Annotated in this window: 21 protein-coding genes and 1 pseudogene; 18 read left to right on the plus strand and 4 right to left on the minus strand. The window is 66.6% G+C overall.

The features are described 5' to 3' along the window. Positions 1–56 precede the first annotated feature (56 nt). On the plus strand, positions 57–1286 hold the full coding sequence (locus tag EWM63_RS20225; protein WP_130188144.1) for a pyridoxal phosphate-dependent aminotransferase: 1230 nt from the start codon (positions 57–59) through the stop codon (positions 1284–1286). Positions 1287–1353: 67 nt separating this feature from the next. After that, positions 1354–2676 carry a homoserine dehydrogenase gene (locus EWM63_RS20230; RefSeq protein ID WP_130188145.1) on the plus strand — a complete coding sequence of 441 codons (1323 nt, stop codon included), beginning with the start codon at positions 1354–1356 and terminating at the stop codon, positions 2674–2676. A 294-nt stretch (positions 2677–2970) separates the two neighbouring features. On the opposite strand, the gene EWM63_RS20235 is transcribed toward EWM63_RS20230, so the two are convergent. The 4 genes from EWM63_RS20235 to EWM63_RS20250 form a co-directional block, all read right to left on the minus strand. Continuing rightward, positions 2971–3288 (minus strand): BON domain-containing protein, encoded by a 318-nt coding sequence (locus tag EWM63_RS20235; protein WP_130188146.1) that lies wholly within the window; start codon positions 3286–3288, stop codon positions 2971–2973. A gap of 223 nt (positions 3289–3511) precedes the next feature. Beyond that, positions 3512–4891, minus strand: coding sequence for a sigma 54-interacting transcriptional regulator (locus EWM63_RS20240; protein WP_130188147.1), 1380 nt, complete (start codon positions 4889–4891; stop codon positions 3512–3514). Beyond that, positions 4891–5499 carry a hypothetical protein gene (locus EWM63_RS20245; RefSeq protein WP_130188148.1) on the minus strand — a complete coding sequence of 203 codons (609 nt, stop codon included), beginning with the start codon at positions 5497–5499 and terminating at the stop codon, positions 4891–4893. Before EWM63_RS20245 ends, EWM63_RS20240 begins: the two co-directional genes overlap by 1 nt. Next, complete coding sequence (locus tag EWM63_RS20250; protein WP_130188149.1) at positions 5489–6910, minus strand: HAMP domain-containing sensor histidine kinase; 1422 nt, start codon at positions 6908–6910, stop codon at positions 5489–5491. The genes EWM63_RS20245 and EWM63_RS20250 overlap by 11 nt, the downstream gene beginning before the upstream one ends. Before the next feature lie 542 nt (positions 6911–7452). On the opposite strand from EWM63_RS20250, the gene EWM63_RS20255 reads away from it, so the two are divergent. From EWM63_RS20255 to EWM63_RS33060, 16 genes and pseudogenes are all read left to right on the plus strand, one after another. After that, complete coding sequence (locus EWM63_RS20255) at positions 7453–8130, plus strand: beta-ketoacyl synthase chain length factor (RefSeq protein ID WP_229487393.1); 678 nt, start codon at positions 7453–7455, stop codon at positions 8128–8130. Then, positions 8123–8899 carry a lysophospholipid acyltransferase family protein gene (locus tag EWM63_RS20260; protein ID WP_130188151.1) on the plus strand — a complete coding sequence of 259 codons (777 nt, stop codon included), beginning with the start codon at positions 8123–8125 and terminating at the stop codon, positions 8897–8899. The genes EWM63_RS20255 and EWM63_RS20260 overlap by 8 nt, the downstream gene beginning before the upstream one ends. After that, positions 8892–9146, plus strand: coding sequence for a phosphopantetheine-binding protein (locus EWM63_RS20265; RefSeq protein WP_130188152.1), 255 nt, complete (start codon positions 8892–8894; stop codon positions 9144–9146). Before EWM63_RS20260 ends, EWM63_RS20265 begins: the two co-directional genes overlap by 8 nt. Before the next feature lie 9 nt (positions 9147–9155). Next, positions 9156–9425, plus strand: a complete 270-nt coding sequence (locus tag EWM63_RS20270) for an acyl carrier protein (RefSeq protein WP_229487394.1) — start codon at positions 9156–9158, stop codon at positions 9423–9425. Positions 9426–9429: 4 nt separating this feature from the next. Further along, on the plus strand, positions 9430–9975 hold the full coding sequence (locus EWM63_RS20275) for a COG4648 family protein (RefSeq protein ID WP_130188153.1): 546 nt from the start codon (positions 9430–9432) through the stop codon (positions 9973–9975). Continuing rightward, positions 9968–11761, plus strand: coding sequence for an ApeI family dehydratase (locus EWM63_RS20280; RefSeq protein WP_130188154.1), 1794 nt, complete (start codon positions 9968–9970; stop codon positions 11759–11761). The genes EWM63_RS20275 and EWM63_RS20280 overlap by 8 nt, the downstream gene beginning before the upstream one ends. After that, positions 11754–12506, plus strand: coding sequence for a glycosyltransferase family 2 protein (locus EWM63_RS20285; protein ID WP_130188155.1), 753 nt, complete (start codon positions 11754–11756; stop codon positions 12504–12506). Before EWM63_RS20280 ends, EWM63_RS20285 begins: the two co-directional genes overlap by 8 nt. Then, positions 12503–13489 (plus strand): lysophospholipid acyltransferase family protein, encoded by a 987-nt coding sequence (locus EWM63_RS20290; protein WP_443094120.1) that lies wholly within the window; start codon positions 12503–12505, stop codon positions 13487–13489. The genes EWM63_RS20285 and EWM63_RS20290 overlap by 4 nt, the downstream gene beginning before the upstream one ends. Next, complete coding sequence (locus EWM63_RS20295) at positions 13476–15032, plus strand: HAL/PAL/TAL family ammonia-lyase (protein WP_130188156.1); 1557 nt, start codon at positions 13476–13478, stop codon at positions 15030–15032. Before EWM63_RS20290 ends, EWM63_RS20295 begins: the two co-directional genes overlap by 14 nt. After that, on the plus strand, positions 15019–15444 hold the full coding sequence (locus EWM63_RS20300) for an acyl-CoA thioesterase (protein ID WP_130188157.1): 426 nt from the start codon (positions 15019–15021) through the stop codon (positions 15442–15444). Before EWM63_RS20295 ends, EWM63_RS20300 begins: the two co-directional genes overlap by 14 nt. Beyond that, a complete protein-coding gene (locus EWM63_RS20305) occupies positions 15441–16046 on the plus strand; it encodes an outer membrane lipoprotein carrier protein LolA (RefSeq protein ID WP_130188158.1) in 606 nt (201 codons plus the stop codon). Before EWM63_RS20300 ends, EWM63_RS20305 begins: the two co-directional genes overlap by 4 nt. Beyond that, positions 16046–18436 carry an MMPL family transporter gene (locus tag EWM63_RS20310; RefSeq protein WP_130190506.1) on the plus strand — a complete coding sequence of 797 codons (2391 nt, stop codon included), beginning with the start codon at positions 16046–16048 and terminating at the stop codon, positions 18434–18436. The genes EWM63_RS20305 and EWM63_RS20310 overlap by 1 nt, the downstream gene beginning before the upstream one ends. Beyond that, the gene (locus EWM63_RS20315; protein WP_130188159.1) at positions 18417–19658 is read left to right on the plus strand and encodes an NAD(P)/FAD-dependent oxidoreductase; all 1242 of its coding nucleotides are present in this window, start codon (positions 18417–18419) and stop codon (positions 19656–19658) included. The genes EWM63_RS20310 and EWM63_RS20315 overlap by 20 nt, the downstream gene beginning before the upstream one ends. Then, positions 19655–20251, plus strand: a complete 597-nt coding sequence (locus EWM63_RS20320; protein WP_229487395.1) for a DUF3261 domain-containing protein — start codon at positions 19655–19657, stop codon at positions 20249–20251. Before EWM63_RS20315 ends, EWM63_RS20320 begins: the two co-directional genes overlap by 4 nt. Positions 20252–20325: 74 nt before the next feature. Next, positions 20326–21498, plus strand: a pseudogene (locus EWM63_RS20325) (beta-ketoacyl-ACP synthase); the annotation flags it as partial. Beyond that, entirely contained in the window at positions 21487–21966 is a 480-nt protein-coding gene (locus tag EWM63_RS33060; protein WP_371861250.1) for a hotdog family protein, read from the plus strand. The pseudogene EWM63_RS20325 and the gene EWM63_RS33060, both read left to right, overlap by 12 nt. Positions 21967–21989: the final 23 nt, after the last annotated feature.

A 21989-nucleotide genomic window follows, 5' to 3' on the forward strand; every position in this document is an offset into this window, starting at 1 on the left:
CGCAATGCAGCATAGGTGTGCGCAGCGTGCCGCACCAGTATTACCGGGGATAGATTTTGCGACCGATTCAGAAATCGAACAAGCTGGCAGAAGTCTGTTATGAAATCCGTGGTCCGGTGCCTGAAAAGGCCCGGCAAATGGAGGAGGAGGGCCACAAGATCACCAAGCTCAACATCGGCAATCTCGCCGTGTTCGGCTTCGATCCGCCCGACGAGATCGTACAGGACATGAAAATCCAGCTGCCCAACGCGGCTGGCTACACGGATTCGAAAGGCATGTTCGCACCGCGCAAGGCGGTGGTGCACTACACACAGGGCAAGAACATTGCCGGGGTGACGATCGACGACGTCTACCTGGGCAACGGCGCCTCCGAGCTGATCGTGATGTCGATGAACGCGTTGCTCAACAATGGCGACGAGGTGCTCGTGCCGGCGCCGGATTACCCGCTGTGGACGGCCGCGGTCAGCCTGTCGGGCGGGCGCCCCGTGCACTACATCTGCGACGAGCAGCAGGACTGGTACCCGGATATCGACGACATTCGCAAGAAGATCACGCCGAACACGCGCGCGATCGTCGTCATCAACCCGAACAATCCCACCGGTGCGCTGTACCCGGATGAGGTGCTGCTGCAGATCATCGAGCTGGCGCGCCAGCACCAGCTGATCATCTATGCCGATGAAATCTACGACAAAGTGCTGTACGACGGCGCGCAGCACACGTCGATCGCCTCGCTGTGCGAGGACGTGCTGTGCGTGACCTTCAACGGCCTGTCGAAGAACTACCGCGCCTGCGGCTACCGGGCCGGCTGGATGGTCGTCTCGGGCGAGAAGAGACACGCGAAGGACTACATCGAGGGCCTGAACATGCTGGCCTCGATGCGCCTGTGCGCGAATGCACCGGGCCAGTTTGCGATCCAGACTGCGCTCGGCGGCTACCAGAGCATCCAGGACCTGGTCGGCCCCGGCGGGCGCCTGCTCAAGCAGCGCGACCTCGCCTACCAGCTGCTCACCGATATCCCCGGCGTCAGCGTGGTGAAACCGAAGGCGGCGCTGTACATGTTCCCCCGCCTCGATCCGAAGATCTATCCGATCGCGGATGACCAGCAGTTCGCCTACGACCTGCTGGCCGAGACCAAGGTGCTGATCGTCCAGGGCACGGGCTTCAACTGGATCGCGCCGGATCATTTCCGCGTCGTGTTCCTGCCCAATACGGACGACATGACGGAAGCGTTCGGCCGCATCGGCCGCTTCCTCGAGGGCTACCGCCGCAAGCACGGGCATGGTTGACAAAAACCAGGGCTGACCGATCAATCCGGCGCGCGGCCAGCCGCGCGCCAGCAAAGAAATGTAGAACATGAAATCGATCAAAGTAGGTTTGCTGGGCGTGGGCAATGTCGGAGGCGGTACCTTCGACGTCCTGAAACGCAACCAGGAAGAGATCCGCCGCCGCGCCGGTCGCGGCATCGAAGTGGTGGCCGTTTCGGCCCGTAACCTGGAGCGCGCGAAGCAGCGCACCAATGGCGAAGTCACGGTGGTGGCCGATCCGTTCGCGATCGTCGACGATCCATCGATCGACATCGTGGTCGAACTGATCGGCGGCTACGATACCGCCCGCGAACTCGTCATGCGCGCGATCGCCAACGGCAAGCACGTCGTCACCGCCAACAAGGCGCTGCTGGCCGTGCACGGCAACGAGATCTTCAAGGCCGCCCAGGAAAAGGGTGTGATGGTGGCGTTCGAGGCGGCCGTCGCCGGCGGCATCCCCATCATCAAGGCGCTGCGCGAAGGCCTGACGGCCAACCGCGTGCAGTGGCTGGCCGGCATCATCAACGGCACCACGAACTTCATCCTGTCCGAGATGCGCGACAAGGGCCTGGACTTCGACACGGTGCTGAAGCAAGCGCAGGCGCTGGGCTACGCCGAAGCGGACCCCACGTTCGACATCGAAGGCGTGGACGCGGCGCACAAGGCCACGATCCTGTCGGCGATCGCGTTCGGCATCCCCGTGCAGTTCGCGAAAGCGCACGTGGAAGGCATCACGAAACTGGAAGCGGTGGACATCAAGTACGCCGAGCAGCTGGGCTACCGCATCAAGCTGCTGGGCATCGCCAAGCGCGCCCGCGTCGATGGCGCGGAAGGCATCGAGCTGCGGGTGCACCCCACGCTGATCCCGGCCAAGCGCCTGATCGCCAACGTGGAAGGCGCGATGAATGCCGTGCTGGTGCATGGCGACGCCGTCGGCGCCACGCTGTACTACGGCAAGGGCGCGGGCGCCGAGCCGACCGCGTCGGCCGTGATCGCCGACCTGGTCGACATCACCCGCCTGGCCACCGCCGACCCGGAACACCGCGTGCCGCACCTGGCGTTCCAGCCGGACGAACTGGCCGATATCGCCATCCTGCCGATGGCCGAGATCACCACCAGCTATTACCTGCGCATGCGCGTGGCCGACCAGCCGGGCGTGCTGGCCGACCTGACGCGCATCCTGGCCGACAGCGGCATCTCGATCGACGCGATGATGCAGAAAGAGCCGGGCGAAGGCGAGATCCAGGCCGACATCATCATGCTGACGCATCAGACGCAGGAAAAGAAAGTCCTCGCGGCGATCGCCCGCATGGAAGGCCTGCCGACCGTGCTGGGCAACGTGACGAAGATCCGGCTCGAAAACCTGTCCTGATCCGCTTCACCAGTGGCACCACGAAACGGCCTGCGGGCCGTTTTTTTACGCCCGAAACATTTCTTAAAACCGGGGTCAGACCCCGATTTCAGGCAATATTTCCAATATTCGGGGTCTGACCCCGGTTTCAGGTAACGTTTTCTGAAGGCAAAAAAAAGCGGGCAACACTTGCGTGCGCCCGCTGGAAGGGGAGGTACTTCTGCTACTCTCAGATGCTACTTACTGCCGGTACTACTACTTCAATACGGCCCCTGCTCCGGGGCCGGAATTCGTGTGATGCGCTCCTGGTCGGAATTACTTGGATGCAACGGTCAATTCGCTCTTCACTTCCTTCACGCCTTCGACAGCGGAAGCGGCCTGGATGGCCTTGGTGCCTTCATCGGTGCTCGGTACGGATCCGGACAGCGTCACTACGCCCTGGGTGGCGGAAACACCGATCTGTTTCTGGTCAGCCAGCGCAGCCTTGACCTTCGAGGTCAGCGCGGTGTCGCCAGCAGCGGCGGCAGCACCTGCCATGGCGGCATCCTGTTGCGGCTCGGCGGCGAAAGCGGCGGAACCGAAGGACAGGGAAGCAGCAGCCAGCAGGGAGGCGATCAGTTTGGTGTTCGTCATGGTATGAATCTCCATCGTAGTTTAGAAAACGCCGTGTGACGTTGTCCTCCTACTTGCAAGCGCCGTGCCAGCTCTGAAAAGTCGAGCTAAATCAACAGCTTGGAGTTTCCGGCAAGATTAAATTGCTGACAAGGAACGGAATGCGCGGAGTTTTGGGCCGGTTTTGTCGTGGTATGGCGACAGTTCCCGGCCCGGATGAGCCAACTAATTGATAAATAACAAGTTATTCCTGTCGCTCTTCAGCGACAGTGCCGCCTTCGCGGAATTGAGAAGCATTCAGGTCATACTTCGATAAAAGCCGGTAGAACTCGGTCCGGTTGCGTTCAGCCAGCCGCGCGGCATCGGAGACATTGCCATCGGTGAGCTTGAGCAACTGCACGAGATAGTTGCGTTCGAAGCGCTGCTTGGCTTCCGTATAGCTGAGCACCTCCAGCGTCGGCACGCGCAGCGCGCGCTGCACCAGCGACAAGGGCACCAGGGGCGCCGTCGCGAGCGCGCACACGTGTTCGACCACGTTGTACAGCTGGCGCACGTTGCCGGGCCAGGCGGACCGTGTCAGCGCTTCCAGTGCGTCCGGCGCGAAGCCGTTGACGGTCTTGCCGTATTTCGATGCCAGCATCTGCAGGAAGCGCGTGGCCAGCAAGCCGATGTCCTCGCGCCGCTGTGCCAGCGCCGGCAAGGTCAGCGTGATCACGTTCAGCCGGTAATACAGGTCTTCGCGGAACTGCCCCTCGAGCATCGCCGCATCCAGGTCGCGGTGCGTGGCGGACAGCACGCGCACGTCAACGGGCCGGCCCACGTCCGAGCCCAGCTGGCGCACCACGCGCTCCTGCAGCACGCGCAGCAGCTTTACCTGCAGCAGCAGCGGCATGTCGCCGATCTCGTCGAGAAACAGCGTGCCGCCGTCGGCCGCCTGGACCAGGCCTTCGCGGCTCGATACCGCGCCGGTATAGGCACCCTTCACGTGGCCGAACAGTTCCGACTCCAGCAACTGCTCGGGAATCGCGCCGCAGTTGACGGCGATGAATGGGGCGTTCGCGCGGCGGCTGGCACGGTGGATCGCCCGCGCCAGCAATTCCTTGCCGGTGCCGCTTTCACCGCGAATCAGCACGCTGGCATCGGAGGCGGCCACGAGGCGCGCCTCGGCCAGCAGCTCGGCCATCGCCTGACTGCGGCTGATGATCTCGGCGCGCCAGTCGTCGTCGCCTTCGGGGCCGGCGGAGGCTGGCGCCGTCAGCGCGAGCGCCTGGCTGATGCGGTCCAGCAGGATCTTCGCGTCGAACGGCTTCGTCAGGTAGGCATAGGCGCCCAGCGTGGTGGCTTCGACCGCGTCGGGAATGGTGCCGTGGGCCGTCAACAGGATCACGGGCAGCGCCGGGTACTGGCTGCGGATTTCCTGGAACAGCGCCATGCCGTCGCGTTCCGGCAACTGGATATCGCTGATCACGAGGGACGGCAGTTCGATCGATAGCCGGGCCAGCGCCGCTTCGGCGCTGCCGACAGTCGTCACGCGGTAGCCATTCGCCGTCAGGCGCATCGACAGCAGGCGCAGCAGGTCGGCATCGTCGTCGACCAGCAACAGGTGGGCTTTCAACGCGGCCATCAGCGCGCTCCCGGCGTCGAGGCGCCGTTCGCGCCATTGGCGGGCCGCACCGGCAAGCCCCGCTCGATCGCCTTCAGCGCCTCGACCGTGTCGCTCAGCTGTTCCGTCCTGCGCGACGTGTCCTTCAATTGCATGGACAACCGGTCGGCCTGATCATACAGGCGCCGTGCTTCGGCGCAATGGCTCGACAGCAGCTGGGCGAAGGCCCGCAACCCCTGCGTGCCCGGTTCATGCGAGCCGGCCACGCCATCGAATAGCCCCTGCGCACGCGCCAGGTCGCCACCGCCGCGCGTGAGCATCAGGATCATGCCGGTCTGCAGCGTCACCTTCGGCGTGCGCTGCTGCTGCAGCAGGCCGGACAGTTCCTTGAGCAGTTCGCCCTGCGTCATCTTGCGCAGCGACTGGTGGTAGACGAGCAGTGGCATCACTTCGTCCGGCAGCGCCACCGGTTCCACCCGGATCGGCAGCGGCTTCAAGGGCGGCGGCGCGCCATAGTGCGCCAGCACGCTGGGCTGTGACCCGCAGGCGGACAACAGCAGCAGTGTTGCGAGCAGCAGTGGCACCGCGCCATACAGCGTGGGACGGGACAAACCTGGATCAGTTTTCATAAGGCAGTTCGAGACGGAAGTGGGCCCCCGGCGACGAGGGCAACAATTGCAGCGTGCCGCCGTGGGCGGTCACGTATTCACGCACGATCGACAGGCCGATGCCGTTGCCGCGTCGTGCGCCGGGCGGCTGGCGCTCGCCCTGGTAAAACGGTTCGAACACGCGTTGCGCGTCGGCGGGGGCCACGCCGGGGCCCTGGTCGATGCAATCGACGCGCAGCATGCCGTTCCCCGCGGCGACGATGAATCGCACCGTGCCGCCCTCGGGCGAAAACCGCACGGCATTCGACAGCAGGTTGCTGGCCACGATGGCGAGCTTGGCGGAATCGGCGGCAATCACCGGCGCGCCGCCTTCGACCATGATGACGAGGCTGCGCGCTTCGTACTGCAGGCGCTGGCTGTCGACGACCCGGCGCAGCAGCGCCGCCATGTCGACTGGCTCGCGCAGCAGGTGCTGCGCATCGAAACTGGCGGCATTGTAACGCAGCAGATCTTCGATCTGGTTTTGCAGCGACGCTGTGTTCTGCCGCAGGATACCGGTGATTTCATGCTGCTTCGGCGCCAGCGGGCCCACCACTTCGTCCTCCAGCAAGGCCACGCCTTCGACCAGCGCGGCCAGCGGCGTCTTGAGCTCGTGGGAGATATGGCGCAGGAAGCGCGCCTTGTCCGCCTCCAGGTCGGCCAGGCGCTGGCGCAGCCAGTCCAGGTGGCGGCCCATGCGGCGCAGGTCGTCCGGCCCCGTGATGTCGATCGGCACGTCGTAGCGGTTGCCGCCCAACTGGCCGATCGCGCTTTCGATCTGCCGCAGCGGCCGCGCCAGCCACACGCCGAACGCGATCGACAGCACGGCGGCCAGTGCAATCGACAGCGCCAGCTGGCCGCGCAGCACATTGCGGCGCGTTTCAAGCTCCTCGGTGATGGCGGCGTTGCGGCGGTCCACTTCGGCCTGCACGTGGTGGGTCAGCTCGCTGTTGATGGCCGGCAGCTGGGCCAGCGCGGCATCGAGGCGCAATTGCGCCGCGCCGCGGTGGGAGGCCGGCATGTCGAGCGCCTCACGGGCGGCCTGGCCGTTGCGGCGCCAGTCGGCGAATGCCGGTGGTTCGCCGCCCGGCAGCTCGGCGGCCATCGCATCGAGCGCCGTCAGCGCATCGCGCCAGGCCTCGCCGAACCGTTCCAGGAACGCCGGATCGTCCAGCACGAGGAACTGGCGCGCGCTGCGTTCCATCGCCACGCTGCGCTCGGCCACGCGCTGCGCATTGGCGGTCAACGCGATCGCATCGTTGCCCGTTTCCCGGCTGTGTTCGGCAAGCCTGTTCAGAGTCAGCAGCGCCAGCACCGACGCGGCGCTCAGCAGCGCGGCAATCAGCAGGAAGGCGATCAGCGACAGCACGCGGAAGGAAAGCTTGATGGGCATGAGGCGAGAGGCGTAACTCGAAATTAATGTTGACTAAGGGATAATAATTGAATTTACTGCCGCGTTGTTGCTTAGTTGTGCTTTATCGATCAGTCAGGCGGCACGTATTAACTCCATTGCGCATTCGTGAATTTTTCAGGAGTTAATAAGCAAAGGACAATATTGCACACGGCTGAATCGGGGCGGGTCGAATAATAACGTGACAATTGGAGAGAATTAAGCCCGTGGGTGCCGGTTGTTACAAAAAAAGCGAAGGTTGGTGACAATTCGCTGACTTTTGGCCGACTTTGCATTGCTACACTGCGCTGCTTCACGGTCGTGCCGACGCCAGGCTTGAGCGCCTACCATGATCCAAACGCAACGCCCGGCGGCCGATAGTTTTGTGATTTGCGGCACAGCTCGCTTATAATTTCCGCTTAATGCCTGCCACAGAATCATTCGCAGTGGCGCACGCAAGAGTTTCACCACCGCGACGGGGATCGTTAATGTACAGGGCAGGCGTCAGTTTTTCCATTCTCGGGCATGCCGCCTGGGCGCCCGGCATGGCAACAGGGGAAGAGTGGGCGGCCTGGGCCGCGGCACCGGCACCGATTGCCCATGAAGGCGAGCCCGGCGTGCGGGCCATGCCGCCCATGCTGCGCCGGCGCCTCGGCCAGCTCGGCAAGATGGCGCTCGACGTGGCCTACACGGCGCTTGGCGGGCGCACCGGTGTTCCCACCGTGTTCTGTTCGCGCCATGGCGAAACGGCGCGCGCCATCGCCTTGCTGGACGACCTGGCGGGGGGCGTGCCCCTGTCGCCGACCGCATTCGGCATGTCCGTGCATAACGCGAACGCCGGCCTGTTTTCCATCGCGCGCGGCGACCGGGCCAACCACATCGCGCTCGCGGCCGGCAGCGGCACGCTCGAGCATGCGGTGATCGAGGCTTGCGGCTTGCTGGCCGATGGCGAACCGGCCGTGCTGCTCGTGGCCGCCGATTGTCCGCTGCCGTGCGTGTTCGCGCCGTTCGCCGACCGTGCCGAGCAGCCGCACGCCTTCGCGTGGCTGATCGCGGCGGAAGGCGGCGAACGGCTGTCGCTGCACTGGGCCGCCGCCGAGGCGGACGAGGAGCACGGCGGCCTGCCCGGCACGCTCGACGTGCTGCGTTTCCATGCCGGTGGCGCGGCGCAGCTGGAACGCACCGCTGGCCGGCAGCGCTGGCGCTGGCGCCGCGATGGTTGAAAGACTGGGGCGGTACTGGCGCGTGGGCGCCACCGGCCTGTCTTTCGCATTGTTCGGAGTGGGCGGCCTGCTGATGCGGCTGGCCGTGTTCCCGCTGCTCTACCTGCTGGTATGGCGGCGTGAACGGCGCGTGGCGGCGGCCCGCACGATCATCCGCATGGCGTTTCGCGCCTATGTCGACGTGATGCGCGCGCTCGGCGTGCTGCGCTACGAAGTGCGCGGGCTGGAAAAGCTGGAGCGGCGCGGTCTGCTGATCCTGGCGAACCATCCCACGCTGATCGATACGGTGTTCCTGATGGCGTTCGTGCGCAATGCGGACTGCATCGTCAAGGGCGCACTGTGGAACAACCCGTTTACGCGGGGGCCGGTGCGGGCGGCGGGCTACATCAGCAACAGCGGTGGAGAGGGCGATGGCCTGGTGAAGGATTGCATCGCCTCGCTGGAGCGCGGCAACAACCTGATCGTGTTCCCGGAAGGGACGCGCACCCCCGCCAGCGGCGCCATCAGCATGAAGCGCGGTGCCGCGAATGTCGCGGTGCGCGGCGCGCGCGCGATCACGCCGGTCGTGATCCGCTGCGATCCGCCCACGCTGGGCAAGGGAGAGAAATGGTGGCGGGTGCCGCCACGCCGGGTGCTCTTCTCGCTCGAAGTGCAGGATGACCTGGCGGTGGAACCATTCATCCACGGCAGCAGCGACGTGATGGCGGCGCGCCGGCTGACCGAATTTTTACAGAACTATTTTACGGGGAAGTACCAAGGCCATGCTTGAACAAGAAGTGAAGGAACTGATCATCGACGTGCTCCAGCTGGAGGACATCAGCCCGAAGGACATCGATACGGATGCGCCGCTGTTCGTCGACGGACTGGGGCTCGATTCGATCGATGCGCTCGAACTGGGCGTGGCCCTGCAGAAGAAGTACGGCATTTCGCTCTCGGCAGACTCGGAAGACACGCGCCGCCATTTCGCCTCCGTGCGGGCGCTGGCGGCGATGATCGAAACCAATCGCAAGCAATGAGGAGTGCACATGATTGACCTGACCACCATGAGCGGCGACGAGCTGCAGACCTGGGTCATCGACCTGCTGGCCGATATGTTCGAACTGGACAAGGCATCGCTGACGGCCGAATCGAACCTGTACGACGACCTGGACATCGACAGCATCGACGCTGTCGACCTGGCCGTGAAACTCAAGCAGCTGACCGGCAAGCGCCTGCAGCCGGAAGTCTTCAAGACGATCCGCACGATCGGCGACGTCGTCGACGCGCTGGCCGGCATGGCGGAGCCGGTGGCCTGACCGGATGCTGAGCAATGTCGTGGCCGTGGCCGTTACGGTGCTGTACCCGCTTGCCATCTGGCTGGGCCATGGCCGCTTCGAGCCGCGCTGGCTTGCGCTGTTGCTGCTGGTGGCCGCCGCGGCGCGACTGCCGGCGCTGAAGATCTCGGCGGCCGCGCGCTGGTCTGTGGCCGGCGCGCTGGTGCTGGTCGGCTGCGCCGTGTGGAGCAATGTGCTGCTGCCGCTGAAACTGTATCCGGTGCTCGTCAACGTGGCGCTGCTGGTCGCATTCAGCGCCAGCCTGGCCACGCCCGTTTCCGCGATCGAGCGCATGGCGCGGCTGTCCGGCGAGCAGTTCGCGCCGATCGCCAGTGCCTACATGCGTACCGTCACGAAGGTGTGGTGCGGCTTCTTCGTTTTCAATGGCGCCGTGGCGCTGGGTACGGCGCTGTGGGCCAGCGACGCCGTGTGGTCGCTCTACACGGGCTTGGTTTCCTACATCCTGATGGGAATACTGTTCGGCGGGGAATTCCTCGTGCGGATACGCTTCAAGCGACTGCATCATGTATGAATATCTTGGTAACCTCGTGACCACGCTGGCCGTGCGGCTCGCCGCGCGGCCGCCTTCCATTCCCGTCGGCGTGCGCGCCGGCGTTGCCATCGATACGGCCGCCTTCCTCGCGCGCCTCGATGCATGGCGCGCGCTGCTGCAGGATCGCGACGGCGGCCATTTCGCGCTGTACCTGGAAGACAGCATCGAATTCGCCGCGGCGCTGCTGGGCGCCTGGCAGGCCGGCAAGACGGTCTGGCTGGCGGCCGACACGCTGGACGCCACCTGCGCGAACCTGCGTGGCCACGTGCAGGGATTCCTCGGCGAATTCCCCGCGGCGTGCGAACCGATGGTGCCCGGCGACGCGGTCGGCGGCACGCCTGCCCCGGCTGTTCTTTCACCCTTGCGCGAACTCGACCCGGAGGCCGATGCGCTGGTGGTCTTCACCTCCGGCAGCACCGGCACCGCGCAAGCCATTCCCAAGAAGCTGCGGCAGATGGCCAGCGAAGTGGCCACGCTCGAAGCGCTGTTCGGCGCACGTGCCGGCGACGCCGCGGTGATCGCCACCGTCTCGCACCAGCACATCTATGGCCTGCTGTTCAAGGTGCTCTGGCCATTGAACACGGGCCGCGCCATCCATGCGGCCAGCATCGCCTTCCCCGAGGCGCTGGCGCCGGCGCTGGCGGCGCAGCGCTGCGTGCTCGTTGCCAGCCCGGCGCACCTGAAGCGCCTGCCGGCGCACCTGGACTGGCAGGGCGCGCGCGACAACGTGGCCCTGGTGCTTTCGTCCGGCGGCCCGCTGCCGGGCGATACCGCGCAGGCCTGCGGCAAGCTGCTGGGCAGCATTCCCGTCGAAGTGTTCGGCAGTTCGGAAACGGGCGGCATCGCCTGGCGCCAGCGGGCGCCGCTGCCGACCGTCGTCGACGAGGCGTGGACGCCATTTCCCACCGTCGGCTGGCGCCTGGCCGAGGGCTTCCTCGAAGTGCGCTCGCCGCACCTGCCGGACGACGGCTGGCTGCCGCTGGCCGACCGCGCCCGCGAGGTCGCAGGCGGCCGGTTCCAGTTGCTGGGCCGGGGAGACCGCATCGCCAAGATCGAGGAAAAGCGCATTTCGCTCGACGCCATCGAAGCCGCGCTGCTGGGCTCAGGCCTCGCGGCCGAAGCACGCGTGGCGCTGTGCGAGCCGGATGCGGGCCCGCGCCAGGTGCTGGCCGCCTTCGTGGTGCCCACCGCCGCTGGCCGCGCCGTGCTTGATGGCGAAGGCAAGCTGGCGCTGAATGCCCGCCTGCGCACCGTGCTGGCCGGCGTGGTGGATGCCGTGGCCTTGCCGCGCCGCTGGCGCTACCTCGACGCATTGCCCGTCAATGCGCAGGGCAAGACGACCGTGGCGGCATTGCTGGCATTGCTGATGCCGGCGCCGCGGCTGCCGCACGTGCGCGAACTGGAACGCCAGGTGGAGGACAAAACGGAGCAGGGCACCGCCGCGTTGCGCCGCGTGCTGCTGGAGATCGTCGCCCCGTCCAACCTCGTGTACTTCGACGGCCACTTCACGGAAGCGCCGATCCTGCCGGGCGTGGCCCAGGTGGAATGGGCGATCCGCTACGGCCGCGATTACTTTGCACTGCCGCCGGCCTTCCGCGCGATGCACGCGCTGAAGTTCCAGCACGTGATCCAGCCCGGCATGCCGGTGCAGCTGGAATTGCTGCACGATCCGGCGAAGGGCCAGCTGACGTTCGCCTTCCGTTCGCCCTCAGGCCAGCATGCCAGCGGCCGTATCCTGTTCCACGCGGAGCCGGGGCATGGCTGACCTGTTCACCGCCTGCGCTGTCGTCCCCGTCTACAACCATGAGGGCGCGATCGGCGCCGTCACCGGCCGGCTGCTGGCGCATGGCCTGCATTGCGTGCTCGTCGACGACGGCAGCACGGCCGCCTGCGCCCGCGTGCTGGACGACATCGCCGCCGCCGAACCGCGCCGCGTCACGCTGGTGCGCCTGGCGGTCAACGGCGGCAAGGGCGCCGCCGTGCTGGCGGGCATCGCCCGCGCCACGGCGCTCGGCTACACCCATGTCCTGCAGATCGATGCCGACGGCCAGCACGATACGGCCGACGTGCCCCGTTTCCTGGAACAGGGCAGGGCGCGGCCCGAAGCGGTGATCTGCGGCTGCCCGATCTATGACGAATCGGTGCCGAAGGCGCGCCTGTACGGCCGCTACGCCACGCACATCTGGGTGTGGATCAACACGCTGTCGTTCGACATCCGGGATTCGATGTGCGGCTTCCGGGTCTACCCGGTGGCGGCCATCAATGCGCTGGCGGCCAGCAGGCGGCTGGGCCGGCGCATGAATTTCGATACCGACGTGCTGGTGCGGCTGTATTGGCGCGGGGTCGAGATCGTCAACCAGCCGACGCGCGTGCGCTACCCGGAAGACGGCGTGTCGCATTTCCTCGTCTGGCGCGACAACGTGCTGATCTCGGCCATGCACACGGCCCTGTTCTTCGGCATGCTGCCGCGCATCCCGCTGCTGCTGGCCCGCAAGTGGAGGCGCCGGTGACCGGCGGGAAAGCAGCCACCGGACCGGTGGACAAGGAGAGCGGCCGCCATTGGGCGTCGATCGACGAAGTCAGCTTCGTGGCCGGCATGCGTTTCCTGTTCTGGATCTGCCGCGTCTTCGGCCGCTGGCCCTTCCGCGTGGCGCTGTATCCGGTGCTGGGCTGGTACCTGCTCACGCAGGGGCGGGCGCGGCGCGCCTCGCGCGCCTACCTGCGCCGCGTGCGGGCCCATACCGGCCGGCCGGTGGGGGGCGTGCTCGCCCACTTCGCCAGCTTCGGTGAAAACCTGCTCGACAAGCTGCTGCTGTGGGGCGGCCTGTACCGGCTCGATGGCGTGCGCTTCCACGGCGCGGACGTCATCGAGGACGCCGTTGCACAAGGCACCGGCGGGGTGCTGGTCTGCTCGCACCTGGGCAATGTCGAACTCACCCGCGTGCTGTCCCGGCAGCGCAACGACATCAAGTCCACGGTGCTCGTGCACACCAAGCACGCGCAGGCGTTCAACCGGCTGATGGGCAAGCTGAACCCGGAAAGCCAGACCAACCTGCTGCAGGTGACGGAGATGACGCCGGCCACGGCCATGATGCTGTCCGAGCGGATCGGCCGCGGCGAATTCGTCGTCATCGCCGGCGACCGCGTGCCCGTGTCCGGCAACGAACACGTGGCCAGCGCGCGGTTCATGGGAGAGGCGGCACCGTTCCCGGTGGGCCCCTACCTGCTGGCCGGCATCCTGCAATGCCCCGTGTACCTGCTGTTCACCGTGTGCGTCGACGGCGTCACCGAAGTGCACATCGAGCATTTCCGCGAGGCCGTGCGGCTGCCGCGCAAGGGCCGCACCGAGGCACTGGCGTCGATGGCCCAGGCCTACGCGGCCCGGCTCGAACACCATGCCGCCCGGGCACCGCTGCAGTGGTTCAATTTTTATGATTTCTGGCATTTGCCGGAACAAGACAAGAGACAGGAAGACGACGATGCAACTCGCTGACATTCAATCCACGCGGCGCGCCGTCCGCTTCGACCGTGACCGCCTGACGATCGAGGACATCGCCGACATCGCCCATGGCCGCGCCAGCGCCGAGCTGTCCCCGGACCCGGCGTTTCGCGCCGCGATCGCGCGCGGCGCCGACTTCCTCGACCGCCTGCTGCGCGAGGACGGCACCGTGTATGGCGTGACGACGGGCTATGGCGATTCGTGCACCGTCACCGTGCCGCCGGAGCTGGTACCGGAGCTGCCGCACCACCTGTACACGTATCACGGCTGCGGCCTGGGCGAGTACTTCGATCCGGCGCAGACGCGCGCGATCCTGGCTGCCCGCCTGGCGTCGCTGGCCAAGGGATACTCGGGCGTGTCGGTCGAGCTGCTGCTGCAGATCACGCGCCTGCTTGACGCGGGCCTGCTGCCGCTGATCCCGTCCGAAGGCTCGGTGGGCGCTTCCGGCGACCTCACGCCGCTGTCGTACCTGGCCGCCGTGATGTGCGGCGAGCGCGAAGTGCTGCGCAACGGCGAAACCGTCGATGCGGCCGTCGCGCTGCGCGAGGCGGGCATCACGCCGCTGCGCCTGCGGCCGAAGGAAGGCCTGGCGATCATGAACGGCACCGCCGTGATGACGGCGCTGGCCTGCCTGGCCTATGAGCGCTCGGAATACCTGGTCAAGCTGGCCACGCGGATCACCGCGCTGGCCTCGTACACGCTGGACGGCAACGCGCACCATTTCGACGAAGTGCTGTTTTCCGTGAAGCCCCACCCGGGCATGCAGCATGTGGCAGCGATGCTGCGCCACGACCTGCCCACCACCGAGTGGGAACGCAACGGCAAGCGGCTGCAGGACCGGTACTCGATCCGCTGCGCGCCGCACGTGATCGGCGTGCTGGCCGATGCGATGCCACTGTTCCGCCAGAACATCGAGAATGAACTGAACAGCGCCAACGACAACCCGCTCATCGATGGCGACAACGAACGCGTGCTGCACGGCGGCCATTTCTATGGCGGCCACGTGGGCTTTGCGATGGATGGCATGAAGAACGCCGTGGCCAATGTGGCCGACCTGCTGGACCGCCAGATGGCACTGCTCGTCGATGCGCGCTACAACAATGGCCTGCCGGCCAACCTGTCCGGCAGCACGGGTCCGCGCGCGGCGATCAATCACGGCCTGAAGGCGCTGCAGATCAGCGCCTCGGCCTGGACCGCCGAAGCATTGAAGCTGACGATGCCGGCCTCGGTGTTCTCGCGCTCGACGGAATGCCACAACCAGGACAAGGTGAGCATGGGCACGATCGCCGCGCGTGATTGCCTGCGCGTGCTGGAACTGACGGAGCAGGTCGTCGCGGCACTGCTGATCACGGTGCGGCAGGGCGCCTGGCTGCGCGGCCGCGCAAGCCCGGAACTGGCGTTGCAGCCGCACCTGGCGGCGATGATCGAGGCACTCGATATCGCGCCGATCGACGAGGACCGCCGGCTCGATGGCGAACTGCGCTCGCTGGTGGCGCGCATCCGCGGCCGGGCGTGGGATCTGTATGCGCAAGATTAAGGAAAGCCGCTGGTTCGCCGAGGTCGACATGGAAGTGCAGTTCTTCGACCTGGACCCGATGGAGATCGTCTGGCACGGCAACTATGTGAAATACCTCGAAGTGGTGCGCTGCGCGCTGCTCGACAAGATCGGCTACAACTACCCGCAGATGAAGCAATCCGGCTATGCCTGGCCGGTCGTCGACATGCACCTGCGCTACGTGGCCCCGGCCACGTTCGGCCAGAAGATCCGGCTGCGCGCCGACATCGTCGAGTGGGAGAACTGCCTGAAGATCGATTACCTGATCACGGACGCGGCATCGGGCAAGCGCCTGAACCGCGCCACCACGACGATGGTGGCCGTGGATATTGCCAGCAACGAGATGTGCTACGTATCGCCGCCGGTGCTGATGGAAAAACTGGGACTGCAATGAAGACAATGATGATGATCGCCGCGCTGGCGCTTTCCGCCGCGGGCGCGCAGGCCGCCGTGCCGGTGGCGAAGATCCAGGCCATGCTGGCCAAGCCGAAAGTGATGTGCGGCCGTTTCGACCAGAGCAAGACGCTGGCCGGCATGAAGAAGCCGCTGGCCGCGAATGGCCGCTTCTGCGTGGTGCAGGAAAAAGGCGTGCTGTGGCGCACGCTGCAGCCGTTCCCGAACACGCTGCGCCTGACCAAGGGCGAGATCGTCCATTACCAGGGTGAGCGCGTGGCCATGCGCCTCGATGCGAAGACGGAACCGACCGTGCGCATGATCAACCAGGTGCTGTTCTCGCTGCTGGCCGGCGACCTGGCGCAGCTCGAACAGTTGTTCAGGGTCGACGGCACCGTGGGTGCGGACAGCTGGAACGTCACGCTCGAAGCGCGTGAACCTGCGCTGGCCAAGGCGATCGGCACCATCAAGCTCGATGGCGGCGCCTATGTGAACAACATCGTCATCAGCGAAGCGTCGGGCGACCGCACGAGCATCGTGTTCTCGAAGATCGAGGCAGGCGACAAGGCGATGACGGCCGACGAGGCGGCACTGTTCCGATGATGGCGAGGGGACGCACGCTTGCGCTGGCATGGCTGGTCGCCGTGGCCCTGCTGCTCGGGCATAACGGCTACCTGTGGCTGGTCAAGCGCATCGTGCCGGACACGGACATCATGGCCCTGCTGCCCGTGCAGGAACGCGACCCGATCCTGCAGCGCTCGTTCGCGCACATGGTGGATGCCGCGCAGCAGCGCGTGATCGTGCTGGTGGGCGCCGCCGACTGGGAAGACGCGAAGCGGGCCGGCGACGCCTATTCCGCCGTGCTGGCGAAACATCCCGGCCTGTTCGATGCCGCATCGGCCGGGGACGGCGTGCAGGCTGAATGGCTGTCGCTGTTCCAGCAGCACCGGCTCGTGCTGATGACGCCGGCCCAGCAGGAACAATTGCAGAAGGAAGGCGCGGCGTTCTGGACGCAGCAGGCACTGGCCAAGCTGTATGCGCCGTTCGGCGGCCCCAAGCTGGGTGCCTGGCAGGACGATCCATTCGGCCTGTTCTCCGGCTGGGTGCAGGACCGGGCGCAGGAAACGCCGGTGCGGCCGCGCGATGGCCACCTGTTCGTGGCCGACGATGAAAAGCAGTATGTGCTGCTGCCGCTGAAACTGAAGGTGCCCGCGCTGTCGATGACAGCGCAAGGCCAGGTGCTGCCGGTGCTGGAGGAAGCCGTGGCCGCCGCGCGCCAGGCCGCGCCGCAGGCGCGCGTGATCCAGGCCGGCGTGGTCCTGCACGCGGCCAATGCCGGATCGCAGGCCAGCCGCGAAATGCACACGATCGGCGCCGGCTCCGTTGCCGGCATCATCCTGCTGACGTGGCTCGTCTTCCGCACGCTCAAACCGATCGCGCTGATCCTGACGTCGATCGGCGTGGGCGTGCTGGGAGCGCTGTCGGTGTGCTGGTTGCTGTTCGGGCAGATCCACCTGATGACGCTCGTGTTCGGCGCCAGCCTCGTGGGCGTGGCGCAGGATTACGGCATCTATTTCCTGTGCAACCGGCTCTCGGCCGATGCCTCGCTGGACTCGCGCGCGCTGCTGAAAAAGCTGCTGCCCGGCCTCGCGCTCACCTTGCTGGCCGCCGTCATCGGCTACATGGGACTGGCGTTCACGCCATTCCCCGGCCTGCGCCAGATGGCCGTGTTTTCCGCCCTGGGCCTCATCTTCGCGTGGCTGACGGTCATCTGCTGGTTCCCGCAGCTGATCGGTCCGCGCAGCCTGAAGGGGGGCTCGCTGGTCCACCGGTATGGCGCGGCGCTGGCGCACTGGCCACTGCTGCGCGCCAATGCCGGCACGTGGATCGCCGTCGCGGTGTTCGGTGTCGCGGCGGCGTTCGGCATCGCGAAACTGGGCGCCAACGACGACATCCGCCTGCTGCAAAATCCGCCGAAGCACCTGGTCGATGACCAGATCAAGCTGGGCAAGCTGCTCGACGCGCCCACGCCGGTGCAGTTCTTCCTCGTGCGCGGCGATTCGGCCGAAACCGTGTTGCAGCGCGAAGAGGCGCTGAAGTCGCGGCTAGACGGGCTGATCGCCGCGGGCCAGCTCTCGGGGTACCAGGCCGTATCGAACTGGGTGCCGTCGGCACGCACGCAGCAGGAACGCCGCGCGCTCGTCGACCTGAAGCTGCTGGGACACGAGGGGCCGCTGGCCGCCGTCGCGCAGCAGGCCGGCGAGGATGCGGCATGGGTCAAGGCAACGGCGGATGCGTTGCGCGCGGCCGGCACGCCGCTCGGCATCGATGCATTCATGGCGGCGCCGGCCAGCGAGCCGTGGCGCCACCTGTGGCTCGGCAAGGAGCATGGCGAATTCGCCAGCATCGTCGCGCTGCGCGGGCTGTCGATGGCGGCCGTGCCGCAAGTGCGCCCGCTGGCCGATGGCCTGGCCGGCGTGCAGTGGGTCGACAAGGTGGCAGAGATTTCGTCGGTGCTGGGCCGCTACCGCGTGAACATGGGCTTTGTCGTGCTGGCGGCCTACTGCGTGGTGTTCGTGCTGCTGCTGCCGCGCTACCGGGGCCGGGCATGGCGTGTGATCGCGCCGACCGCGCTGGCCAGCGTGGCCACGCTGGCGATCCTCGGCTACGCGGGCCAGAACCTGCAGCTGTTCCACGTGCTGGCACTGATGCTGCTGCTGGGCGTGGGCGTCGACTACGGCATCTTCATGCAGGAAGAATCGGTAAAGAGCGCTGGCCGCAAGGATGCAACGCCCTGGCTGGCGGTGGGCCTGTCGGCGGCCAACACGCTGCTGGCATTCGGCCTGCTGGGCCTGTCGAATACGCCGGCATTGCAGGCGTTCGGGCTGACCATGCTGCTCGGCACGCTGCTGGTCTGGCTGGCGGTTCCCTGTTTCGGTGTATCGACCAACATAAAAGAGAAAGCAAATGCAGATGCAATTGGAATCAGCTGACATCCTGATCGTCGGTGCCGGCCCTGCCGGTTCCGTGGCCGCGGCGCTGCTGCGCAGGCAGGGCCGCCAGGTGCTCGTGATCGAACGCGAGCAGTTCCCGCGCTTTTCCATCGGCGAGAGCCTGCTGCCGCAGAGCATGCAGTACCTGGAAGAGGCGGGCATGCTGCGCGCCGTCGTCGAAGCGGGCTTCCAGTACAAGAACGGTGCCGCCTTCATGAAGAATGGCGTGTACACGGACTTTGATTTCCGCGACAAGCACTCGGAAGGCTGGGGTACCACGTACCAGGTGCAGCGGGCCGACTTCGACCACCTGCTGGCGAAGGAAGCCGAAAAACAGGGCGCCGAGATCCGCTTCCGCCATGAGGTGCTGGACATCGAACTGGGCCGGCCCGGCGGCCGTGCGCTCGTCACCGTGAAGCATCCGGATGGCGGGCAATACCAGGTGGACGCCGGCTTCATCCTCGATGCGAGCGGTTTCGGCCGCATCCTGCCACGCCTGCTGAAGCTGGAAACGCCATCGAACTTCCCCGTGCGCGGCGCAATCTTCACGCACGTGCAGGATGGTATCGGCACCGACGCGGGGTTCGACCGCAACAAGATCCGCGTCACCGTGCATCCGAAGCACACCAATGTGTGGTTCTGGACGATTCCGTTCGCCGGCGGCCGCTGCTCGCTGGGCGTCGTCGCCGAAACGTCGTACCTCGAGCAGTACCAGGGCTCGCCGACGGAACGGCTGCAAATGATCGTGGCCGAGGAACCGTCGCTGGCCGCGCTGCTGGAAAACGCCACGTGGGATACGCCGGCGCGCCAGATCACCGGCTATTCGGCCAACGTCGACAAGCTGTGGGGCGAGGGTTATGCGCTGCTGGGCAATGCCGGCGAATTCCTCGACCCCGTGTTTTCGTCGGGCGTGACGATCGCCGTGCGCTCGGCCAGCCTGGCCGCCGCCGCGCTGAAGCGCCAGTTTGCCGGTGAAACGGTGGACTGGCAGGCCGACTATGGCGTGCCGCTGCGCCGCGGTGTCGATACTTTCCGCGCGTTCGTCGAATCGTGGTACAAGGGCGGGTTCCAGACGATCATCTTCCATGAACGCCAGCAGCCGGAGATCCGCCGCATGATCTCGGCGATCCTGGCGGGCTACGCGTGGGACCAGTCGAATCCCTACGTGAAGGAAACGGCGCGCCGCCTGGCGGCGCTGGAGGCGGCGTGCGAGCTAGGATGAATGCGGGGATGCATGCGTGGATGAATGCGCGGCCGACAATGGCGGTGAAAGCCGTTGCGATGATGTCGCTGGTGGCCGCGCTGGCCGCTTGCACGTCGGCGCCACCGCCGCCGGCCAGGCTCGGGCTGAAGCTGGCCCCGGCCGCGCTGGGGGAATCGATCAGCGTGCAGCAGCACCTGAAGGTGGAGCGCGCGGGCCGCACGGACGACATGGACGTGGCGTTGCAGGTCGAGCCGGAGGCGATCGACATGGTCGGCCTGGCGTTCGGCCAGCGCGTGCTGACGGTGCATTACGACGGCAAGGAAGTGAAGGAATGGCGGCACGTGATGCTGCCGCGCCAGGTGCGCGCCGAAGACGTGCTGGAAGACATGCAGCTGACCCTGTGGCCCGTGGAAGCGGTGGCGCAGGCGCTGCCGCCCGGCTGGCGCATCGCCGAGGAGGGCCGCGGCAAAGGCCTGCTGCGAACGCTGTACCTGGGCGATGAGCCCATCATGAAGATCGCGTACAGCGGCCAGCCGCGCTGGAGCGGCACGGTCGTGCTGGAGAACCTGCGGTATAAATACCGGCTGACGATCCAGTTCGCCCCCGAATGAGCGTTGGCGGCAAAAAGCTGGTGACAAAGAGCGGGTATTGAAGAGCTGGTGTTGAAGAGTTGTCTATGAGTGCTATGAACGTCTACCTGAACGAATGCGGCATCGTGTGCGCGCTGGGCAGCGGCCTGGAAGCGGTGCGGGCGAACCTGTTCGCCGGCCGGAGCGGCGTGCTGCCCACGGCCGACTGCTCGCCGGGGCGCGAGCTGCCGCTGGGGCAGGTGCACGCCGCATTGCCGGCCATCGACCACCTGCCGCTGGCCTGGCGCAGCCGCAACAACGCGCTGGCGCTGGCCGCGCTGGCGCAGATCCGCCCGGCCGTCGACGCGGCCATCGCCCGTTTCGGCGCGGACCGGGTGGGCGTCATCGTCGGCACCAGCACGTCGGGCATCGCCGAAACGGAGAAGGCGCTGATGCACCGGGCCAAGCACGCCGAACTGGCGCCAGGTTTTCACTATGGCCAGCAGGAGATGGGTTCGCCGGCCGCGATGCTGGCCGGTGAACTGAAGATCGGCGGACCCGCCTATGTGCATTCGAGCGCCTGTTCGTCCAGCGCCAAGTCGATGGCCAGCGCCGCGCGGCTGATCCGCATGGGCCTGTGCGACGCGGTGGTGACGGGCGGCGTCGATTCGCTGTGCGCATTCACCGTGGCCGGCTTTTCGGCGCTCGAATCGGTCAGCACCGCACGCTGCAACCCCATGAGCGCGCACCGCAACGGCATCAATATCGGCGAAGGCGCCGCGCTGTTCCTGCTGACGCGCGAACCGGCGGCGGTCAGGCTGGCCGGCTGGGGCGAATCGTCCGACGGCCACCACATGTCGGCCCCCGATCCGACGGGCGCCGGCGCGCGGATCGCCATGCTGGACGCGCTGCGCCGCGCCGGCCTGCAGCCGGCGGACATCGACTACGTCAACATGCATGGCACGGCCACGCAGCAGAACGATGCGATGGAATCGAAAGTGATCGCCGACCTGTTCGGCTGCGAAATGCCGGTCAGTTCGACGAAGCCGTTTACCGGCCACACGCTGGGCGCCGCGGCGGCGATCGAGGCGGCCCTGTGCTGGATCGCGCTGCAACCGGACAATGAGCAGGGTGCGTTGCCGCCCCACCTGTGGGACGGCGCGCCCGATCCGGCACTGCCGGCACTGAACCTGGTGCCGGCCGGCGCCACGCTGGGCCGGCCATTGCGCAGCGTGATGAGCAACTCCTTTGCGTTCGGCGGTTCGAACGCCGTGCTGGTGCTGGCACGCGGCGAGACCGGGGCGGCGATTCCGCCTGTCGCGGACATCCTTCCCCATGCCGGCCAGATGGTGCTGCTCGACCGCGTCGTCAGCGTGGGCGACGACGACCTGTGCGCCGAGGTGACGATCCGGCCGGACAGCATGTTCTGCGACGGCACGGCCGTTGGCGCGTGGGTCGGCATCGAATACATGGCGCAGGCGATCGCGGCGCATGCCGGCTGGCTGGCGCGCCGCCGCGGCGATCCCGTCAAGGTCGGGTTTCTGCTGGGATCGCGCAAATATGAAGCGGGCATTCCCGCATTTACAGTGGGCAGCGTGCTGCACGTGCACGCGCACCGCGCGCTACAGGGCGACAACGGCCTGGGTGCGTTCGAGTGCCGGATCGACACCGGGGGCAGCACGGTGGCCACGGCCACCGTCACGGTGTACCAGCCCGACAATGTCAATGAGTTTCTTTCAGGTGGAACAGCGGTATGAGTACGGAACAACTTAACAATCAG

This window comes from Pseudoduganella lutea (assembly GCF_004209755.1).
Classification (GTDB): domain Bacteria; phylum Pseudomonadota; class Gammaproteobacteria; order Burkholderiales; family Burkholderiaceae_D; genus Rugamonas; species Rugamonas lutea.